The organism is Bacillus sp. Marseille-Q3570, from assembly GCF_946151055.1.
In the GTDB taxonomy this organism is placed as follows: Bacteria; Bacillota; Bacilli; order Bacillales; family Fictibacillaceae; genus Pseudalkalibacillus.
This window is the reverse complement of sequence record NZ_CAMGYZ010000004.1, coordinates 349197-369073: the sequence shown is the minus strand read 5'-3', so window position 1 is coordinate 369073 and position 19877 is coordinate 349197. Positions and strand designations below refer to the sequence as shown.

General features: G+C 39.7%; 31 protein-coding genes. 22 read left to right on the top strand and 9 right to left on the bottom strand.

All coding sequences use genetic code 11. The annotated features are described in order from the left end of the window. Positions 1-362: 362 nt before the first annotated feature. Positions 363-1379 (bottom strand): LLM class flavin-dependent oxidoreductase, encoded by a 1017-nt coding sequence (locus N8M93_RS09660; RefSeq protein WP_261131345.1) that lies wholly within the window; start codon positions 1377-1379, stop codon positions 363-365. Positions 1380-1767: 388 nt separating this feature from the next. Here N8M93_RS09660 and yhfH point away from each other — a divergent pair, with 388 nt between their 5' ends. The 4 genes from yhfH (at position 1768) to N8M93_RS09640 (ending at position 5797) form a co-directional block, all read left to right on the top strand. After that, positions 1768-1905, top strand: coding sequence for a protein YhfH (gene yhfH, locus N8M93_RS09655; protein WP_221567469.1), 138 nt, complete (start codon positions 1768-1770; stop codon positions 1903-1905). A 142-nt stretch (positions 1906-2047) separates the two neighbouring features. Next, on the top strand, positions 2048-3331 hold the full coding sequence (gene aceA / locus N8M93_RS09650) for an isocitrate lyase (RefSeq protein WP_396125497.1): 1284 nt from the start codon (positions 2048-2050) through the stop codon (positions 3329-3331). A 691-nt stretch (positions 3332-4022) separates the two neighbouring features. After that, positions 4023-5201, top strand: a complete 1179-nt coding sequence (locus N8M93_RS09645; RefSeq protein ID WP_261131343.1) for a ParM/StbA family protein — start codon at positions 4023-4025, stop codon at positions 5199-5201. 8 nt (positions 5202-5209) lie between these two features. Next, positions 5210-5797 (top strand): hypothetical protein, encoded by a 588-nt coding sequence (locus N8M93_RS09640; protein ID WP_261131341.1) that lies wholly within the window; start codon positions 5210-5212, stop codon positions 5795-5797. 81 nt (positions 5798-5878) lie between these two features. On the opposite strand, the gene ehuA is transcribed toward N8M93_RS09640, so the two are convergent. From ehuA to ehuB, 4 genes are all read right to left on the bottom strand, one after another. Continuing rightward, a complete protein-coding gene (gene ehuA, locus N8M93_RS09635) occupies positions 5879-6667 on the bottom strand; it encodes an ectoine/hydroxyectoine ABC transporter ATP-binding protein EhuA (protein ID WP_261131337.1) in 789 nt (262 codons plus the stop codon). A gap of 44 nt (positions 6668-6711) precedes the next feature. Next, positions 6712-7383 carry an ectoine/hydroxyectoine ABC transporter permease subunit EhuD gene (ehuD, locus tag N8M93_RS09630; RefSeq protein ID WP_261131335.1) on the bottom strand — a complete coding sequence of 224 codons (672 nt, stop codon included), beginning with the start codon at positions 7381-7383 and terminating at the stop codon, positions 6712-6714. Then, the gene (gene ehuC / locus N8M93_RS09625; RefSeq protein ID WP_261131465.1) at positions 7380-8036 is read right to left on the bottom strand and encodes an ectoine/hydroxyectoine ABC transporter permease subunit EhuC; all 657 of its coding nucleotides are present in this window, start codon (positions 8034-8036) and stop codon (positions 7380-7382) included. The genes ehuD and ehuC overlap by 4 nt, the downstream gene beginning before the upstream one ends. Positions 8037-8195: 159 nt before the next feature. After that, the gene (ehuB, locus tag N8M93_RS09620) at positions 8196-9065 is read right to left on the bottom strand and encodes an ectoine/hydroxyectoine ABC transporter substrate-binding protein EhuB (protein WP_396125494.1); all 870 of its coding nucleotides are present in this window, start codon (positions 9063-9065) and stop codon (positions 8196-8198) included. A 508-nt stretch (positions 9066-9573) separates the two neighbouring features. Between ehuB and gvpA (N8M93_RS09615) the strand changes: the two genes are divergently transcribed. From gvpA (N8M93_RS09615) to N8M93_RS09535, 17 genes are all read left to right on the top strand, one after another. Beyond that, positions 9574-9831: a gas vesicle structural protein GvpA gene (gvpA, locus tag N8M93_RS09615; protein WP_261131333.1), complete on the top strand. Its 258-nt coding sequence runs from the start codon at positions 9574-9576 to the stop codon at positions 9829-9831. A 64-nt stretch (positions 9832-9895) separates the two neighbouring features. After that, the gene (gvpT, locus tag N8M93_RS09610; RefSeq protein WP_261131331.1) at positions 9896-10342 is read left to right on the top strand and encodes a GvpT/GvpP family gas vesicle accessory protein; all 447 of its coding nucleotides are present in this window, start codon (positions 9896-9898) and stop codon (positions 10340-10342) included. Between the two features lie 27 nt (positions 10343-10369). After that, entirely contained in the window at positions 10370-10840 is a 471-nt protein-coding gene (gvpQ, locus tag N8M93_RS09605) for a gas vesicle protein GvpQ (RefSeq protein WP_261131329.1), read from the top strand. A 29-nt stretch (positions 10841-10869) separates the two neighbouring features. Then, on the top strand, positions 10870-11133 hold the full coding sequence (gvpA, locus tag N8M93_RS09600; protein WP_221567456.1) for a gas vesicle structural protein GvpA: 264 nt from the start codon (positions 10870-10872) through the stop codon (positions 11131-11133). A gap of 61 nt (positions 11134-11194) precedes the next feature. Further along, the gene (locus tag N8M93_RS09595; protein ID WP_261131326.1) at positions 11195-11461 is read left to right on the top strand and encodes a gas vesicle protein; all 267 of its coding nucleotides are present in this window, start codon (positions 11195-11197) and stop codon (positions 11459-11461) included. Positions 11462-11484: 23 nt separating this feature from the next. Continuing rightward, complete coding sequence (gvpN, locus tag N8M93_RS09590) at positions 11485-12396, top strand: gas vesicle protein GvpN (protein ID WP_261131324.1); 912 nt, start codon at positions 11485-11487, stop codon at positions 12394-12396. A gap of 30 nt (positions 12397-12426) precedes the next feature. Continuing rightward, entirely contained in the window at positions 12427-13194 is a 768-nt protein-coding gene (locus N8M93_RS09585) for a GvpL/GvpF family gas vesicle protein (protein WP_261131322.1), read from the top strand. Beyond that, positions 13194-13451, top strand: a complete 258-nt coding sequence (locus N8M93_RS09580) for a gas vesicle protein GvpG (protein WP_261131321.1) — start codon at positions 13194-13196, stop codon at positions 13449-13451. The genes N8M93_RS09585 and N8M93_RS09580 overlap by 1 nt, the downstream gene beginning before the upstream one ends. A 10-nt stretch (positions 13452-13461) precedes the next feature. Continuing rightward, the gene (locus N8M93_RS09575) at positions 13462-14268 is read left to right on the top strand and encodes a GvpL/GvpF family gas vesicle protein (protein WP_261131320.1); all 807 of its coding nucleotides are present in this window, start codon (positions 13462-13464) and stop codon (positions 14266-14268) included. Positions 14269-14284: 16 nt separating this feature from the next. Then, positions 14285-14554, top strand: a complete 270-nt coding sequence (locus N8M93_RS09570) for a gas vesicle protein (protein WP_261131319.1) — start codon at positions 14285-14287, stop codon at positions 14552-14554. Continuing rightward, on the top strand, positions 14529-14819 hold the full coding sequence (locus N8M93_RS09565) for a gas vesicle protein K (protein ID WP_221567449.1): 291 nt from the start codon (positions 14529-14531) through the stop codon (positions 14817-14819). Before N8M93_RS09570 ends, N8M93_RS09565 begins: the two co-directional genes overlap by 26 nt. A gap of 84 nt (positions 14820-14903) precedes the next feature. Next, on the top strand, positions 14904-15236 hold the full coding sequence (locus N8M93_RS09560) for a gas vesicle protein (protein WP_261131316.1): 333 nt from the start codon (positions 14904-14906) through the stop codon (positions 15234-15236). 18 nt (positions 15237-15254) lie between these two features. Further along, positions 15255-15962, top strand: a complete 708-nt coding sequence (gene gvpT / locus N8M93_RS09555; RefSeq protein WP_261131314.1) for a YtxH domain-containing protein — start codon at positions 15255-15257, stop codon at positions 15960-15962. Positions 15963-15989: 27 nt separating this feature from the next. Next, positions 15990-16415, top strand: coding sequence for a gas vesicle accessory protein GvpU (gene gvpU, locus N8M93_RS09550; RefSeq protein WP_261131312.1), 426 nt, complete (start codon positions 15990-15992; stop codon positions 16413-16415). A gap of 130 nt (positions 16416-16545) precedes the next feature. Then, a complete protein-coding gene (locus N8M93_RS09545) occupies positions 16546-17232 on the top strand; it encodes an FkbM family methyltransferase (RefSeq protein WP_261131311.1) in 687 nt (228 codons plus the stop codon). A 94-nt stretch (positions 17233-17326) separates the two neighbouring features. Then, complete coding sequence (locus N8M93_RS09540; protein ID WP_261131309.1) at positions 17327-17572, top strand: hypothetical protein; 246 nt, start codon at positions 17327-17329, stop codon at positions 17570-17572. A gap of 13 nt (positions 17573-17585) precedes the next feature. Continuing rightward, on the top strand, positions 17586-17840 hold the full coding sequence (locus tag N8M93_RS09535; protein WP_261131307.1) for a hypothetical protein: 255 nt from the start codon (positions 17586-17588) through the stop codon (positions 17838-17840). Here the strand turns inward: N8M93_RS09535 and N8M93_RS09530 are convergent. The 3 genes from N8M93_RS09530 to N8M93_RS09520 are packed head-to-tail and all read right to left on the bottom strand — an operon-like array spanning position 17837 to position 18668. Then, a complete protein-coding gene (locus N8M93_RS09530) occupies positions 17837-18124 on the bottom strand; it encodes a hypothetical protein (RefSeq protein WP_261131305.1) in 288 nt (95 codons plus the stop codon). The genes N8M93_RS09535 and N8M93_RS09530 overlap by 4 nt on opposite strands. Continuing rightward, complete coding sequence (locus N8M93_RS09525; RefSeq protein WP_261131304.1) at positions 18121-18462, bottom strand: hypothetical protein; 342 nt, start codon at positions 18460-18462, stop codon at positions 18121-18123. Before N8M93_RS09525 ends, N8M93_RS09530 begins: the two co-directional genes overlap by 4 nt. Next, positions 18462-18668: a hypothetical protein gene (locus N8M93_RS09520; RefSeq protein WP_261131302.1), complete on the bottom strand. Its 207-nt coding sequence runs from the start codon at positions 18666-18668 to the stop codon at positions 18462-18464. The genes N8M93_RS09525 and N8M93_RS09520 overlap by 1 nt, the downstream gene beginning before the upstream one ends. Before the next feature lie 46 nt (positions 18669-18714). On the opposite strand from N8M93_RS09520, the gene N8M93_RS09515 reads away from it, so the two are divergent. Continuing rightward, entirely contained in the window at positions 18715-19170 is a 456-nt protein-coding gene (locus N8M93_RS09515) for a hypothetical protein (RefSeq protein WP_261131300.1), read from the top strand. Here N8M93_RS09515 and N8M93_RS09510 read toward each other — a convergent pair whose 3' ends face one another. Then, positions 19171-19605: an Hsp20/alpha crystallin family protein gene (locus N8M93_RS09510; protein WP_261131298.1), complete on the bottom strand. Its 435-nt coding sequence runs from the start codon at positions 19603-19605 to the stop codon at positions 19171-19173. Positions 19606-19877: the final 272 nt, after the last annotated feature.

Below are 19877 nucleotides of genomic sequence, written 5' to 3'. Positions count from 1 at the left end.
TTTACTATTACTTTTAAAGATGCTAGGACAAGTGAACTTTGTTCAATAGAAAACCCGAACAATTTGTCCGGGTTTTCTTCAGTAGTAATAAATGAAGGTTCCGCTTCGTCAACATCCTTCGCTTTCCGCGGGCACGGCCTCAGCCTCCTCAGAAAGCACAGACCACTTTCTTCCGGGGTCTTCGACTCGTGCTGTCCCCGCAGGAGTCTACGGATGTTACTACGCTTTTCGTCTATCGTTTTTTCCATTCTATTCTATTGTTTCGTCTTTTCTGTTGGCAGTTAAAGATTTGTCCCACCCTCTACAATATAAGGGCAACTAAGGCTCAGCCTGCGCTAAAGCAAGGCTGTGCCAGGTTTTCTTTAGGCATTCATTATATCTGAGAGAATTTCGTATGAATGTAACCGTGCTTTATGATCATAGATCTGCGAAGCGACGATCAGTTCGTCTGCATTCGTTTCCTCAATAAACCTCTTAAGCTTTTCTTTTACAGTTTCCGGGCTTCCGATGATGGAGCCTCCCAATTGTTGTTGCAATGCTGCCTTTTCATATTCAGTCCATCTTCCTTCCATGCTTTCCACAGGAGGCTGAAGTGGACCTAACCTGTTTCGGATCAAATTTAAAAATTGTTGCTGTAATGATGTTGCCAACCATTGTGCCTCTTCATCCGTATCTGCTGCGATCACATTGACACCCACCATTGCATAAGGTTCCTTAAGCACATCGGATGGTTCGAAATAGTTACGATATACCTCTAGTGCAGGAAGCGTGTTGTTGGGTGAAAAATGGCTGGCAAAAGCGAATGGTAATCCTTCACGTGCAGCCAATTCAGCACTGAAACCACTGGACCCTAATAACCAGATTGGAACGTCCAATCCTTCACCAGGATAAGCTCGTACTTTCATGTTTTCACTAGTTCTGGATGGGTCGAAGTAGCTGCGGAGTTCTTCTAACTGCTCTGGAAAGTCTTGAGCATCCTCTTTGTGATGTCGTCTTAGTGCAAATGCGGTTCTTTGATCAGTTCCAGGCGCCCTTCCTAGACCTAGATCAATCCTTCGAGGAAATAATGTTTCTAGAGTTCCGAATTGCTCTGCAATAACAAGTGGTGCATGATTCGGCAGCATGATCCCTCCAGAGCCTACACGTATCGAAGAAGTGTGTGCTGCAACATGACCTATGACTACAGAGGTAGCAGAACTCGCTATTGCTGGCATATTGTGATGTTCTGCCAGCCAATACCGTTTATACCCCCACTTTTCCGCGTGTTGTGCTAAATCTACTGTATTTTGAAAAGAGTCAGAGGGGGTACCACCAGCTAAGATAGGAGAAAGATCCAATACCGAAACTGGAATACTTGCTAATGTTTGTTCTGATGACATGCGCTCATCTTCTTTCTTTTATATAGTTACTCAATAATCTTATCAATAATAAGTACAATTATAAAAAAGTATGCCTGTATTTACAGGTGCCCATATTTATTATGAATATCACAAGGAATGATTTTTGTAATATTGTCATATAACAGCTCCTTAATGAAGTTTTTTTCATGGTCATTTGTAAATACCAAGACCCTGTAATATAACAGAATAAGTCCTTTATAAAAATTTTAAAAACAAAAAAACGCCTATATTACAAGGTTTATAGCCCATATAATAAATAAATTTCAAAAAAATCAAAAAATGGGTACACAAAAACACATGACTTATGTATACTGTACTATAACAGAAAAAAGAATGAAGATTTTAAACAAAAAAGGAGGAATTACAAATGGCTTTAGAAAATCCTGTTCAATTTTTCAAAAACTTGCCGAAGAAAAAATGTCCTGAATGTGGACAGACGATTGTGGAACAGGCTGAGTCCTATTTCATGGAGTGTGAGCACTGCTTGTCTAAGAAAGCAGAATAGAGGGATGAGGGGGACCTCGTCCTTTCTATTTCTGTTGAATACTTAATGGTTTGGACGGAATGGGAATAAATGGAGGCCGATTCCATGAAGTTAAGAGGCTGATTTCTTGTAGGAAACATATGAGATAAGGGAGGATATAACATTGACTAAAGAAAAGATCGAACAATTAGAATATGATTGGAAGAATAATGAACGGTGGAAAGGTGTTACGAGACCCTATACAGCTGAAGATGTAGTACGTTTAAGAGGCTCGATTGAGATTGAACATACACTAGCAAGACATGGTTCTGAAAAGCTTTGGAAACTACTTAATACAGATGGATATATCAATGCACTTGGTGCTTTGACAGGGAACCAGGCTATGCAACAGGTTAAGGCAGGCTTGAAGGCAATTTACTTAAGCGGGTGGCAAGTTGCTGCAGACGCAAACTTATCTGGTAATATGTATCCTGACCAAAGTCTCTATCCAGCCAATAGTGTTCCGCAGGTTGTAAAACGGATCAACCAGACCCTGCAACGTGCAGATCAGATTCAGTGTATGGAAGGTGCAGATGACATTGATTGGTTTGCTCCGATTGTAGCAGATGCTGAGGCTGGATTCGGTGGCCAATTGAATGTATTTGAACTAATGAAGAGCATGATTGAAGCAGGAGCTGCTGGTGTTCACTTCGAGGATCAATTATCTTCTGAGAAAAAATGCGGGCATTTAGGAGGGAAAGTATTGCTTCCAACCCAAACTTCCGTCCGCAACTTGATTTCTGCGCGCTTCGCAGCAGATGTCATGGGGGTACCGACGATTATTGTCGCTCGTACAGATGCGAACGCCGCAGATCTTATCACTAGTGATATCGACCCGGTAGATGCAGAATTCATCACCGGTGAACGCACACCAGAAGGGTTCTTCCGCACAAACGCAGGCATTGATCAAGCAATTGCAAGAGGACTATCGTATGCACCTTATGCAGACTTGGTATGGTGTGAAACATCTGAACCGAACCTTGAAGAAGCGAGACAATTTGCTGATGCAATTCATGAAAAATATCCAGGTAAACTGCTTGCATACAATTGCTCGCCTTCATTCAACTGGAAAGCTAAATTAGATGATTTTACGATCGCTAAATTCCAGAAAGAGCTTGGTCACATGGGGTATAAGTTCCAATTCGTTACGCTTGCAGGATTTCATGCTTTAAATCACAGTATGTTTGAATTGGCAAGACAATACAAAGATCGGGGAATGGCAGCATATTCTGAGTTGCAACAAGCTGAATTCAATAGCGAAAAATACGGATATTCAGCCACAAGGCATCAACGTGAAGTTGGGACGGGTTACTTTGATGAAGTAGCTAAGGTCATTTCTGGAGGTACTTCCTCTACGACAGCACTCACAGGCTCGACAGAAAGTGATCAATTTCGATCCGCTAATTAGGAAAGAATCAACAATATTCAACCCTTTACTCCCTCCTATGAAGTGAAATAGGAGGGAGTTTTTTGTGGTTTCTATCTATATGTGTCTAGTTTTCTTTCATTACCGTACTACACATCGTCCACAACTATTTTTGCACACACTCAATTGTAATATTATACCAAACCGATTAACTCTTCTTCCTCTTTTGTAATCTAATAGACCTATTATTATATCTATGTACGCCATTCATCAATTCATTCAACCATTCTTTTTAAAAATCTATTAATAGTTCAAATAAGCCATGTTTTTTGCATATTTCAAATCGAACTACGATCTGCTCTCTCAAAAAAAGCTTATTCTACATCTATCGAGTTCATAGCACCCTATTAACATGACAATAGATCACAACATCTGACACAACAAAATCGAGTTTCTATCATTTAAGGTTGTCTGATTTAGAGTAGGGGAGAGGGGAAATCTACTTGAAAAATCGAATGTACACAAAAGTGTATACATGTGTACAAAAAGTAAACAAGAAGTGTGCAAAAATGTGTACAAGTATACAAAACCGTATACATGCTGCTATATAAGGTGTTTACAAAATGTATACATGTACACGAAAAAGAACACGAAAAAAGACACATTGACTATTCTTCGTTTGTCTAATAAGTTTAATCTATTAAATACTTTCTCTGAGAGGGGTAATTTTATTATGAATAAATCAAGAGTTGCTGCAGTTGATGTTGGTAATGATGCAGTTAAAGCGAACTTTGGAAAACTTGAAAATGCTTTGTACATTCCTAATGTCATTGCGAGGGATATGGAAGATCGTCCTGTCATTGGGATTGAGGAATTGGACGAAAAAGACCCGATTGATAACATACATATCCGTGTCCATTCTCCAGCGCTGAAAGAAAACAATGCAGTTTATCGTGTGGGTAATCTTGCGACAAAAACGAGTAACTCAACAGAGTTGGACCCAGGAAGCAGTAAGTCAGAAGAAGACCAAACGTTGATTATGTTGTTTGCTTCAATCGCATTAGACGCTGTGGGATATGGTCAGAAAGAGAGCAATAACAGTAAAAAAGTAATTGAAGCGAATTATACGCTTGGGACAGGCTTACCACTAAGGGAAGTCAAAGAAGGTAAAGATGTCGGTTACCGTTCTCAATTGTTAGGTTCCGTCCACCAGGTTGAATTTCTAGTGACGCCTCGTTATCAAGGATTGAAAGTGAATATCAAATTCGATGAAGTAAAAGTATATCCTGAAGGATTCGCCGCTTTTGTCAATTTAGTAATGGATAATGATCTCAACATCATTAATAAAGAGTTGATCGACAAACAAATTCTTATTCAGGATATCGGGGGTCTTTCGACAGATATCGCAGTCATTCGCAATCGGAATGTGGATGATGATAAAGCACAAGGTTTCAACCTTGGTGTTGCAGAATCACTTGAAGCGATCCGAGATGAAATTTTAACGAAGCATGGAGTAGAACTGGACAGTCGCCGAGATGTTGTCGATATCATTACTAGAAAGAACAATCGTCATCACATCATGGTAAAAGGTAGCCGGACAAATGTCCATGACATTACAGATCGAATCCTCTTGGAACTTGCGAAAAAGCAATATCGTTATTTGCGAAATGTTTGGCAACGTAATTCCCAAACAGAGATTTGCTATTTTGTAGGTGGGGGATCTGCGGTGCTTAAAGATTATTTGAAGACGCTGAATAATAATTTGGACGGATTCAATATCGAATTCTTTGAGGATGAGAACGAAAGTGTCTGGATGATGGCGAACGCTTATTATAAATTGATTTCTGATTTCATCCGTAAGAACACAAAAGAGACGAAAGATGAAAAGAAAGCGACTGCATCTGCTAAGTAGGTGATTGTATGAGTGGTTCAAAAAAAGGTGTTGAACGAGGGCAGACGATTACGTTTCGTGTACCTTCAGATACACCGGATCATCTTTTAAAACAACTTCAAAGGTTGAAAGAAACTGAAAGAAGAAATTTTTCTAGTAAAATAGCTCAGTATGTACTGCAAGGAGTGAATGAAACCTTTGCAAATGAAAGAGAAACGATTACAATACCTCTACCGAAGCAATTGACAAAAGCACAGAGGAATTGGATCAAGCACGAGCATTCAGAAGCGTTGATTGGGAGTATCCTGTTTCATTTGATCAATGACCCTATGCGTGCAACGACACTTCTCGCAACACTTAACAGCAATTCAATTGATATTGATGAAGCACTTTACCTACAAGAAGATGAAGCGGCTGCTGCATTGACCAGCTTCCAACCAGACGCGTTCAATTCTAGTAAAGATAAAAAAGTAGAACAGAAATGGGTAGAAAACGATGACGACCTGGATGGAATCAACTTAGAAAACCTGCAAAAAGAAATTCAATCTCAACAAGAGGAAGAGGTTGAAGATGATGATGATCCATTAGGTGATTTTCTCTCCAGTATGAATAAGTAAAGAAAAACAAGTAGCGATATTCCATCGCTACTTGTTTTTTGATGGCGCTATGTCTGCGGTATTTGATAGCTGGATAATGGATTAAGTGCTCAAGAAACGCTTAAGGAAGGATTGAAGTCTAGGGCTTTGTGGGTTTTCCAATATTTCTTGTGGGCTTCCCTGTTCTTCAATCAGTCCATCGTGTAGAAAGACGATGCGATCTGCCACATCCCGCGCAAAATCCATTTCATGTGTAACGAGAATCATGGCCATATCCGATTCTATTGCAATCTCTTTAATAACCTGTAACACTTCCCCTACGAGCTCAGGATCCAACGCAGAAGTGACTTCATCGAACAGCATGATTTTCGGCTGCATGACCACTGCCCTGGCAATGGCGACACGCTGTTGTTGCCCACCTGATAATTGAAGAGGATAAGCATCGATCTTTTCTCCTAGCCCAACCTTCTCAAGCATATCAATCGCCCTTTTTTCAGCTTCATCCTTAGGAGTACCTTTTACATGGATTTGAGCTTCAGTTACATTTCTCAGGATCGTCATATGGGGGAATAGATTGAATTGTTGGAAGACCATCCCGATATCCCCCCGGATTTTACGTAAATGGTTTTCATCAGCAGGCACCAACTTGTCATTCACTTCTTTATGCCATAATGGTGTGCCGTCTACCATTATAACGCCGTCAGTAAGTTCCTCCAGTGTCATTAACATTCTGATGATTGTGGTTTTCCCTGAACCACTTGGTCCGATTAATGCGACTCTTTCTCCAGGATTGATCTCAAGGTCCAGTCCTTTTAAAACCTCTAAATCACCGAATTTCTTTGTAACCTTTTCGTATTTTACAAGTGGTTGTTTAACTGAATTTTTTGTCATTGGTCCGTCCTTTCTCTTATAATCATTCATCAGATTGTATTATTTTAACGGCTTCCCTTTCCGTAAGCTTGAGTCGACCATTTTTCCAGCCTGTTGATAAGTAAAGCAGATGGATAGCTGAGCAGAAGGAATAGTAATCCTACGATGGTTAATGGTTCTAGATATTTAAAGTGATCTGCTCCGATCAAGAATGCTTTTTGTAGAAATTCTACTACTCCGATAGCCATTAAAAGAGGCGTTTCTTTAAATAAAATGATCAAATAGTTTCCAAGCATCGGGATCACAGGGGGAATTGCTTGAGGAAGTATGACTTTGAACCAAGTCTGTGATTTGGTAAAGTTCAATGCTCTTGCAGCTTCCCATTGCCCTTTTTCAATTGAATCGATCCCAGACCGGTATACTTCGGACACATATGTGCTGTAATGGATTCCCAGAGTAAGGATTCCAGCAACATATTTGTTTAGAGAGATGCCGATCAACGGCAAGGCAAAATAAACAAAAAACAGTTGGACTAGCGGAGGTGTGCTTCGTATGAATTCAATAAATCCATATACAAGCCAGGACAAAGGCTTGAAGCTGGACCGCCGTGCAAAGGTCAATATCAGGCCGAACACCAGAGCTACTGCATAAGCACCTAATGTTATCCCGATTACAAGCCAGATTACATTGAATATTTCCGGGAAAACTTCTATTGCGAACTCCCAATCCCAAGTCATGCCTTCGCCACTCCTTTCGATGCTCTAGCCTCTAATCGCCGCACAATGATGATAAGTGGCAAAGCGATGATGAAATAGAGTATTAATAATAGAACGAATACAGGAACCGTGTAACTGAGGTTCGTATTTTGGATGATCAAACCCCGATAGGTTAGATCCCCTAAAGTGATCAGGGAAACAAGGGAAGTTCCTTTCAGGAGCTCGATCGAGTTGTTCCCTAAACCCGGGAGCATGATCCGGAATGCTTGGGGTAGAATGACCAATTTCAATCGTTGCCATCGAGTCATATTCAACGCGATAGAAGCTTCAGTTTGTGTTTTTGGAATTGCCAGGATTGCTCCTCTTACAACCTCGGAAGCGTAGGCCCCGTAGTTTAGACTCAATGCGAAAACTCCTGCCCAGAAGGCTGAGAATTCTACCCCAAAAGCAGGTAATGCGAAGAAGATCCAGAACATTTGCACGAGCAAGGAGGTACCGCGGAATAATTCCACGTAAAGCATGGTCAGGGTCCGTATGATGGAAAACTGTGAAACTCTGCCTAGACCGGCTATGAAAGCGATCAAATAGGTCAATATTGCAGATGTTACTAATATTTTGATCGTCATCCACCCTGCAGGTATTAATTTATTTAAGATGTCCAAATAAACGTTAATGTTGTCCCACACCCTTCAATTTTGATAGTAAGGATCTGTGGAAAGACGTTAGAAATGTATCTTTCACAGAGTATGAACTTAATAGATTAAGAAAAGAACAGGCCCTCCTTTTTAAGAGCGCCTGCCTCAAAAAACGTTCTTGCTATATAAGAATGGGGTCTATTCGCTACATAAAGCTTCTGTTGTCTTATCTCCTGGCAGATCCTCTTCTGTGAAGCCGAATGGTTTAATCGTTTCTAATAGTTCTCCAGATTCCTTTAATTTTTCGAGCTCTTTGTTATAAGCATCAATTAGTTCTTCGTCTGATGGGTTGAACGCTGCGGCACCGTACCCACGTACACTTTCTCCATCCACAGTAGGTTGTGTGAAATCTTCCACCCGATCGATATTCTTTGCATTTGCTGTTTCGAGAGCAGCCTCTAGAGTAGGACCGGTCATCGTGATTGCATCAACTCGCCCCGATTCAAGTGATGAAATGTTCGCTGGGATATCAGAAACGATTTCCATTTGGCTTTCTTTAACTCCAGCAGCCTTTAAGTAATCGATTTCGATGGCACCATTCATGACTGAAATTTTAGCATCGGGATTATTAGCTATATCCTCATAACTATGGAGATCCAACGGGTTCCCCTTTTGTACAGCGAGTGCCTCCCCGATACTGTATTCCGGTTCTCCGAATGCAACCTCTTCACATCTGTCAGGTGTTATGTACATACCAGCAGTAATGACATCAAACTTTCCAGCTTTCAGCCCTGGAATCAAGGAACTGAATTTTACCAACTCACCTTCCATTTCCTCTATCCCTAACTCTTTGAAAATTTTCCGGGCAATTTCAACAGCTTCTCCAGTAAGTTTTCCATTCTCGTCTTCATAGGCATAAGGATTTTCACCTGCAAATCCAACTGTAATTTTCCCTTCTTCCTTCGCTTGTTCAAGGGTCGACCCCTTACTGTCGGCATCAGAATTATTTCCACAAGCCGCTAATAAAAACATTGTAGTGATCAAGATGAATAAAGAAAATTTTTTCAATTTTTGAACCTCCTTAAAAGTTTTATACATAAAGAAAAGGTGAAAGTATTTGTGAGAGGAATCAGCTTGAGTGACAAAAGAACTATCTTATTAGTATAGGGGACTCTATTTCAGGGCACAAAGACCAAAATTGGTTATATATTCAAAAATCAAGCATTATAGAATTTAGAGATTGGATAAGTTTGAATATTCTTACTAATCCTCTGAAATCCTCAAAAATTGTCGTTTATACAGATGTCCCGTATTTATGTGTTTTGTAATGTAATTGTTACGTTTGTTTTATTTTGAAAACAGAAACCGTGAAAATCCCTTTAGATAAAGGAAACTTCTATTACAGAGGGATATTATTCGACAATATTATATGAAAAAAATGGAACGTTTTTTCCGTCTTTGCCCAACGGTGGTTTTAAGTCCAAATCAAAGGGGGTATATTCCCTCTAACATTCAAATATTCAAACTGGTTAGACCCTTTATCACTCTAAAATTTAATCGAAAGGAGAATGTCAGTATGGCTGTACAAAAAAGTACCGATAGTTCAAGTCTTGCAGAAGTCATTGACAGGATATTAGATAAAGGAATCGTAATTGATGCGTTCGCTAGAGTATCTCTTGTGGGAATTGAAATATTGACAGTAGAAGCAAGAGTGGTCATCGCAAGTGTAGACACGTGGTTGAGATATGCGAATGCAGTAGGATTGCTTCGCGATGATGTACAAGAGGAAGGATACGTACAAGGAAACGACCGACAAGCACAATTAAGCTTTTGATCATCATTGAAGCTGACAGAACTCTAATTGATGAAGATCACTAATAGAAGGGAAACGAAAGGTAATGACAGATAAACAAAAAAATACTTTACCGACGAATACGCAGCAAAATTCGATGAATCTTGCCATCATTGGAGGAGTTGTTGGTGCTAGCATTGGTCTTCTTTCAAGTCCCGGTACTGGAAAAAAGGTTGTGAACAGCATAGGTCAATCCGAAGTGGTCAAAGCTGCAGGAAATGAACTGCGCAGAACAGCTCAACAAATGATCACTGAACAGGCTATGATGGCTCTACGTCAAACCGCAGCAGGTTACTGGAGTAAGTACGAAGGGACGCTTCTGAAACCAGGTAGCGCTTTACTCAATGAAGGCACTGAGGACGAAGAAGTACAGGAGTCTGGATCTCATTCAGATGAACGGTACAACGAATTGAAAGAAGAAAATAAAAATTTAAATGACCAATTGCAGAGGATCGAAGAAAAATTGAATGCATTGTTAGATGATAAAAAATAGTGAGACCCACCTTAAAGGGGGGATTACATGAGTGATAAACCTGTAAAAAAGGTGGCAAAAAAAGCAGTCAGCAAGGCTATTGAAAAAACACCTTCATCTGTTAAAGAAAAGGTGAAGGATGAAGTGAAAGAAAAAGCCAAAGAAAAAATGACAGATGATCTACAAGAAAAAGCAAATGAAGCTTCTGAAAAACTGGCTGACGCTAAAGAGAAGAATGCTGATAAAGTCCACGGAAAGGCAGATAAAGCACAGGACAAAGTCCAAGATGTCTTATTATCTGTCCGGGAAAAATTAGCGAAAGTGAAAGAAGCGGGGCAAGAATTCCAAGATAAGATTTCTTCCTCCAACTCAAACAAAAACGGAACAAAATTGAAAGGCGTTAAAGATATCAAAGGTGCTAATGATATCAAAAGCTCACAGAATATCAAGAGCTCTACTGATATCAAAAGTTCTACTGATATCAAATCTTCAACTGATATCAAGACATTAGGTTCGTAAACCTACGATTGTGAAAGGAGAATGTAACAATGGCTGTTCAAAAAAGTACAGATAGTTCAAGTCTAGCTGAGGTAATCGACAGAATTCTCGATAAGGGGATTGTCATCGATGCATTTGCAAGAGTTTCTGTTGTCGGTATTGAAATCCTGACTGTGGAAGCACGCGTTGTCATTGCAAGTGTGGACACGTGGTTACGTTATGCGGAAGCAGTTGGCCTATTACGGGATGAGGTAGAAGAAGAAGGATTACCGCAACAAACCAATGAACGCAGAAATGCACAATTCAGTATTTAGAGGCGAGGGGGCTTTAACTGAGCCCTCCCCTTCATAAATCAAAGACTAAGTGGAGGCGACTATGGAAATCAAAGAGATCATGAACAATGTGGCTGATTTTTTCAAAGAGCATGTTGCTCCTCCGCATAAAATCACATCTGTAGAGGCAGCAGAGGATGAAGGTTGGAAAGTCACAATCGAAGTAATTGAAGAAAAAGAATATATGAAAAAGTACGCAAAAGACGAAATGGTTGGTACCTATGAAGTCTTGGTCAATAAAGATAAAGAGGTCACCTCGTTCAAAAGACAGGATATCCGCTTTAGAAGCGCGATCGATGTTGAAGTCTAGGAGGTAACCAGAGGGAGGCTTCAATGGCTGTATTGAAAGAACAGATAAAGAAAGACTCACGAGATTTAATTCAGGATCCAGAAACAAAACAGTTGCTTTCCCGCTCCTTGCAATACTTGAAAGCCGGATATCCGATTCATTTCACAGGACCTACTGGTGCAGGGAAGACATCGCTTGCACTTGCCCTTGCGAAGAAACGCAAGAGACCCGTCATGGTCATGCATGGGAATCATGAACTGAACAATAAGGATTTGATCGGCGATTTTACAGGCTATACAAGTAAAAAGGTCGTTGATCAGTATGTACGAAGGGTTTACAAAAAAGATGAAAGCGTCACGGAATCGTGGAAGGACGGTCGTTTGCTTGAAGCAGTCAAGCATGGCTATACGCTCGTTTATGATGAGTTTACACGTTCTCAGCCAACAACGAACAACCTGTTTTTATCGATTTTGGAAGAAGGTATACTCCCGTTATACGGTTCAAAGCATACGGAACCCTTCTATCGGGTACATCCAGAGTTTTCGGTGATATTCACAAGTAACCCTGCAGAGTACGCAGGTGTCTATAAAACCCAGGATGCCCTGATGGATCGATTAGTGACGATATTTGTGGATTATAAGGATATTGAAGGGGAAACTGAAATTGTTTCTGAAAAGCTTGGAATCGATGAAGATGACGCAAGAGCGATTACAACACTCGTGTCCAAATTGCGGGAAAAATGCTCTAAAGACAACAGCAATGTCCCGAGTATACGCTCATCAATTATGATTGCAAAGATCGCATTAGAACAAGATATTCCAATCGATGGTGAGGATGAAGAATTTCAACGGTTATGTATCGATATACTCGGTTATCCGATGAGTCGTTGCATTGATGAAGAAAATCCTCGCGTAGCGGCAGAAGAGTTGATACTAAAAGAATGCAGCAGCATGTAAGACTGTGATCATGAAAAGGAGAGAGACGTCATGGGCGAGCACGAAGAGAAAGGTATTTACCTATTTTGCGGGATCCAAACCGACCAAGAAGATGAGTTCGGTACAGTTGAAATAGAAGGAACAGAGAGAGAAATTTTTACGATAAGGTACGAGGATGCTGCTATGGTGTGTGCAGAAGTACCGATGAAAATCTATCACCCCAACAAGGAAAACCTGATGTTTCATCAAGATACTGTTTCGAAAGTCATGGATAACAAAGATACCGTCATCCCGATCAGTTTCGGAAATGTTTTCAAAACGAAGGATGATGTCAAGGTCCTTCTTGAAAATCTCTATCCGCAATTTAAGAAACTGTTCCCTGAAATCAAAGGAAAAATGGAATTGGGGTTGAAGGTTATTGGCAAAAAAGAGTGGCTCGAATCTAGAGTCAATGAAAATCCTGAGGCTGTAAAGAAAGCTGAAGCTGTCCGTGGAAAATCAGAAGCAGCCAGCTATTATGAGCGCATCCAACTAGGAGGCATGGCTCAAAAGATGGTAACCGAAATTCAAAATGAAATAAAAACTGAAATTTTCGCTCCTCTGGAGGAAACAGCTGAAGCTGCAAAAACAAATGATACCCTCGGTGAAAAAATGCTCTTGAATGCATCATTCTTAGTAGATCGAAACCAGGAAGAAGTATTCGATAAAAAAGTGAATGAAGCGCATGAGAAATGGAAGGATAAAGTTGATTTCAAGTATACAGGACCCTGGCCGGCTTATAATTTCGTCAATATACGCCTGACCGTTGAGGAAAGCTGATGCTGCATAAACTGGTTACCTCACCAATGAATCTTGTCATCAAAGTCGGTGAAAAAGTGAAAGAGGAAGTCGACAAGGAACTGTATGACCTTCCAACGATCCAGCAAAAGCTTATTCAGCTTCAGATGATGTATGAACTCGAGGAAATACCAGAGGATGTTTATAAAGAAAAAGAAGAGGAATTGTTACAACGATACGAAATCGCAAAACAAAAAGAAATGGAACAATGGGAAGAAATGACGAAGAAGAAGGAATGAGGTAATGGAAATGGCTCATCTTATCTATTTATACGGCTTAATTCCAACAACAGAAGCTACAGAAAAATCATTTCCATCGTTTAAAGGTTTTGACGGTGAATCAGAGCTTTACACGATCCAGATCAACAAGATCACCGCGGTTGTATGTAACCTTGACTCAAAAGAGTATACCGAAGAAAACATCAAAGAAAAAATAGACAGTGATATGGAATGGCTCCAAGAAAAAGCATTCCATCATCATGAAACACTTGTCGCATTATACAAGGAATATACAATCATACCTTTGAAGTTCTGCACAATTTATAAAAATGAACAAAGTTTGCAAGGGACAATCGAAGCAAGTGAAAGTAAGATTGAACAATCCTTCAAAACTCTTGAAGGAAATGAAGAATGGAACCTTAAAATCTACTGCGATGATGAGAAATTGAAACAGGTTGTAAGCAAAAACAATGACGAAATAGAAGCGAAACGAAAAGAAATCAGCACCATGACTCCAGGAAGACAGTTTTTCGAAAAGAAAAAGATCGATGAGTTGATTGAATCGGAACTTGAAAATGAGAAAAACCGTGTTTGCGAAGGGTTGCATGAAAAACTTAAATCGTTTGCCATTCAAGCAGAAGTCAAAAGAAACTGGAGTAAAGACGTCACAGGTCTAAAAGAAAACATGACTTGGAACAGTGTATTTTTGCTTCCAGTCGATCAAGTTGATTCCTATCTAGATGAAGTCAAACGTTTAGAAAAGGAATTAGGACAGACAGGTTGGAGATTTGAAGCATCGGGACCGTGGCCTGCTTATCATTTTTCCAGCTTTTCGTGAAGAGAGGGATCTGAGGATGTCACATAGAGGAATGAAAGAATCGATTGAAAATAAGGATATTGCACTTATAGATATTTTAGACGTCATTCTTGATAAAGGAGTGGCAATCAGAGGAGATATCATCATTTCAATTGCAGGTGTCGACCTGGTGTACTTGGATTTACGAGTATTGATCTCCTCAGTAGAAACACTCGTACAATCTCAAAAAAATAATCATTTGTCTTCTGAGAACTTTGAAAAACAAAGGGGTGAACTGACAGATGCAATCGGAGAATCAAACAAATAATTCACGGATCAACCTTGACCCTGATAATGCTGAACAAGGATTGGCACAATTAGTCATGACGGTAATCGAACTAGTACGCCAGATTGTTGAGAGGCATGCAATGAGACGGGTAGAAGGTGGAAATCTTACCGATGAACAGATTGAAGATCTCGGTGTAGCCCTGATGAATCTAGAAGAAAAAATGGAAGAACTAAAGGACATCTTTGGCCTTGATGCTGAAGATTTGAATATAGATCTAGGTCCGTTAGGAAACCTGCTTCGATAGAAGGAATTCCTACTAATGATATGACGATGAATATTAAGTTTTGTTTTTAATGGGTCCAGGAAAAGGACCAAGGAGGGATAAACAATGGCTGTTGAACATCCAGTGCAATCACATACAATTGTCGATGTTCTAGAAAAGGTCTTGGATAAAGGTGTGGTCATTGCAGGTGATATCCGAGTAGGATTAGCCGATGTCGAATTACTGACCATCAAAATCCGTTTGATTGTTGCTTCCGTTGATAAAGCAAAGGAAATCGGTATGGATTGGTGGGAAACGGATCCTTACTTGAGTTCAAAAGCAACAGAAGATCAAACCAAAGCTTTAGAGGATGAAAACAAGGAATTGAAAGAGAGACTAGATAAACTTGAAAATAACCATAATCATACAAACCGTTTGAATGCTAAAGATCTTAAATAATATATGGAGGGGAAGAGTATGGTAGACAAATCAAAACAAGCTAAAAACATGGTAACAGGTGGACCGATCAAACGGACAGTAGCAGGAGGAATCCTGGGAGCTACAGTCGGATATCTTGCAACACCTGAAAATGGAAAGAAACTCTGGGCACGTGTCGATAAAGAAGCATTAAAAAACAAAAGCATGGATCTAAGTCGTGCAGCCAAAGAAAAATCAAAATTAGCTGCCCAGAGTCTTAAGTCATCAACGACGAATTTCCTGAGCAGAGATCGTGATGAGTCTGAAGAAAGTGCTGAAACAGAAGTAAGTGCTACAGCAGAAGAGGTTGATACTGAAGAGCTGGAAGACTTGAGAGAGGAAAATCAAAAGCTCCAGGAGCGATTGAAGTCATTAGAGGATAAAATGAACAAATTCCTTGAAAGCGAAGAGGAAGACGAAGAAGAAAATGACGAAGATGAAGACGAGGAAGAGGAAGAGGAGGAATCGACCTCTAATCGCCAGAAGCAGTCGAACTCAACCAAGAAAAAACAATCAAAAAATGCTAAAGCTGAAGAGGAAGACGACGACGAGGATAAGGAAGAAGAAGTAAAACCGAAAAAAAGTACTAAAAAATCAACCAAGTCAAATGGAAAGAAGAAAACGACATCTAAACAATCAAAAAAAGATGAAAAGGATGAAGAAGAGGAAGATACGTCATTAACCAGTGAAGATGACACTTCTGCATAAGTTACTACTAGTAAAGGAGCGATTATAGTGAGTTCAGTTGCGCCAAAAGATAGTATACTAGAATACTTTGTGAAAGCAGCCAATACTGGTGATTTCTCATTGGATGTTACATTGAATGTAAATGGCTCTGTCATCTCTGGGACGATGATATCTGCTAAAGAATACTTTGAAGAGCTTAGCGGTAAACTTGAAGATGGCAGCGAAATTGCCAAAAAACTTAGTGAAGATCTCGCTGAAGCTAGTGAAGCTGCTGATTCCCATGATGGTGGTGAAGCGAACTTCATTCATTTGAAGAACACCCGCGTATATTGCGGTGACAGTAAACCGACACCATCAAAAGGGAAAATTCTTTGGAGAGGAAAGCTTGAGCAAATAAATGGCTTCTTCTTAGGGAAAATATCAGATTCAAAAAGCAGCAGTAGTAATGGCAGTACCAATAAAAAATCATCATAGAGAAAAACCAACAAAATGGCGGGGAGACCCGTCTTTTTTTGTTGGGATAAAAGGGAAATGTTTTAGTAATACGATACACGCTATTCCTCTCAAATCATAAACTGTAAAAAATAAAAAGGGAGGTAATGCATTGAAAAAGTATCAACTGAATGCCATCAAGGCACCAGGAATAGATGAGATGATGTATTTCCGACAAAACTCTACGGACTTCAGTACGTTCAAATATGTGTTTCATGACCAAGAATATCGTCTTCCGAAGCTGACATTCAGCCCGAGATGGATTATCGATGGTGGAGCAAATGTCGGTTATAGCAGCGTGTTTTTTGCTGAACAGTTTCCACAGGCAAAAGTGATAGCTGTCGAATCAGACCCATCCAACATAGAGGTGATGGAGAAAAATATCGCACCATACCATCAGATTGAACCGTTACATTCGGGATTGTGGAACAAGAATACGTATTTGAGAGTAAAAGATGTGGGTTTAGGGGAATGGGGAATGATGGTCGAGGAAACCGGACAGAACCAACCTGGTTCGTTTAAAGCTGTTACAATCGACTCGATCTTAGCAGATTACGGAATCGATGAGATTGACATTCTGAAGTTGAACATTGAAGGAGCAGAGAAAGAGCTGTTTTCAAAAGGGTATGAAAATTGGTTGGAAAAGGTGAAAATAATGATCATCGAACTGCATGACAGAATGAAACCAGGTTGCAGTAAAGCATTCTATAAAGCTATCAAACCATATAATTTCGAATCTTTTAAACGGGGAGCAAATGTTATTTTATATCAAAAAGGCTATCTGACGGGAAGAAGATAAGTATAAAGAAGGTTATGAAAGATTATTGGTGATGCACCGATGATTCGACGTACGAATAGGCTGAACATACAGAGGTTTGTTAGGAGGGAATAAAGTGCCTGTATCAGTTGTCTTTAACCAGATTGCAGTCAATGCAGTTAATGAAAATGGAACAATTTCAACAGGTCAAAATAACCAACAGGATTGGAACTGGCAAGGTAAGAATAATTTTGCGGCTGGTATGCCAATCGGATTTGTCTTTGCAATAAACAATTTCAATACACTGTTTGATAATGACTTGATTGATACACCAAGCTCGAATCCTGAAGCAGTGACACCACAGCCTAATATTCAATACTAGGAGTCCTTTTACCATGAATATCATATTCGATTCGATCAATATCAACAATTTATTCGGAAATTCAGGGGTATTCAACGGGGAGAATACACAGGAGTATTGGACTACTCAGTTGAAGGAAAACCATGGAGTAGGAAGGGTCATCGGTTACAACAACCTTCTTATGCATAACATCAACGTCATATATGATAACGACTTGATCGATATGCCTATTCAAAATAACCAGCTTCAAGTTTCAGAAGCTAAGAAAGGAAATGAAAAGGATAATTAACTTTCCTTTTTTAGCTTTTCTTTTATGATTTCCTGAGTCCACTCTGGGAGTTGGTGATCCTGACTATTGATCAGCATATCAAGTATAGCTGAATCACTCAATAACGACCGGAGTCCTTCAATCGAGTTGTTATCTCCACTGATGGACCCGAATCCTTGATTAAGTTTTTTATAACTTTCAAAGCCGCTTGGAGCATTGTTTCCGAAATTTACACAAGATGCCCCTTCAACCGAACCGATCCGAATCGTATGGATGAAAAAGTTAGGGGAAAGCATCTGTTTCATTCCTCCTTTGAATTGAAAGAGAATGAATATCCGTTTTTTGTAGCTTTCGCTTTTATTTCAGAATCATCTGAGCCACACTTCTTTTTATTTTTTCTGTCCCTTACAGATACACCGAAATTATTCCCGACATTCAAAGCGCCACTCAAATCTTCAATATCGATCTGATCAAGTTTGAAGTTCAGTTCTTCTAATGTGGGATGATGGATATCCACTTGATTGATGTGAAAGTGGTATTCGATTGGTTGTTTGTTTGATTCGACCAATTGGTGCAATGTATCGATTTGACGCTTTAATTCCTCTATTTCCGTTTTCTTTCTGGATCTTTTAAATGACCACATTATGGATGTTCCTGTTTGTATTGGTTTTTCTTGATCACGTGTTTGTTGTTGATAATAACATTTCGATCACCAATTATCGAGCCGTTCCCTTCATACTTACGTCCTTTATAGGTGAACCCTCTTTGAAAATTATCACCTGAAAATACGCCCGAGGAATATGAAACATTATCGATCGTAAAATTGTTGAATCTGATATGAGGAGTCATATTTTTTCACCTCCCGAATGTAAATGTTTGAAAGGAAGAATGACCAATGTTTGAATACAGTAAACTCATAAATCAATTTTTGGATGATCCGATGAAATGGACGAATCAAAAAAGCAATATGGATATGTCGTGGCTTGAACAATATATCCAGCAAACGATTCAACAATCTGTTGGGAATCAAAGTGCTTACATTCAACCCCACTCATTGAATTCTGTATCTCCAAACCAAAATGGGCTTCGACACGAATTGGTTGAGTTGATGAATTACTATGTTGTCAAACTTCAAGTGGCTGAAGGCATAGATATAAAACAATTGCGAATCTCTTTAGGTAATTCAAGATTGATCGTCTCTGGACTCCCAGACGGACAGTCTGAATCTATCCAACTCCCGGGACCCACTGCAAAGAGAGGTTTCAAAGCACAATATAAACACCCTTTTGTTGAAGTAAGATTATTGAAAACAAACGATGACACGCTCAACGATATTCCGATCGATTACTGATCAGTCTTCATCCATGTCGATTATGATTTCATCTTCATTCTGTTCTTTTTGAATTCGGATTTCGAGCAGACCATTTTTATAGCGGGCATTTATTTTTTCTGGAGTGTAATGGAAAGGGACTGTTACTGATCTCTTGAATTTCCCTGTAAACCGTTCATTATGGATAAGCTGGTCTTGTTGAACGGGATAATGATAATCTATCTTACCTTGCAGAATAAGATGGGTTCCATGTTGTTTGATTTTGATTTCATTAATCGATTGTAATCCTGGTAATTCGAAAATGATAATCCCTTCTGTATCTGTTTCATACATATCATAGGAGGGGCCCCGCTTCGGTATGACATGATGGAGGTCATTCCAAAAGTCCTCCCCAAGGACATTGTCGACTTCATTAGAGAACTTAGACCAATTGACCTTCCCTGTTTTCTTCTGCATATCCACACCCCCACATCCATTTATATGCGATAAAAGGAGAATCATGAAATCGTATTGAGGGAGGGGACTTGATACCTGAAGGAACAACGGATGTTTTCTTTAATTCATAAAGATATTTGAAAAAAGAGGGTTGTGTGAGGGATGACCCGAATAAGAATAGTAGGAGCGGCCATTCCGGTACGCTCTTTTTTCTATACAGTAGGAAAGTATAAGTGCAACTAAGGCTCGACCTTCACAAGGGGCTTAGTCTCGCCAAGTTTTCTTTATATGCT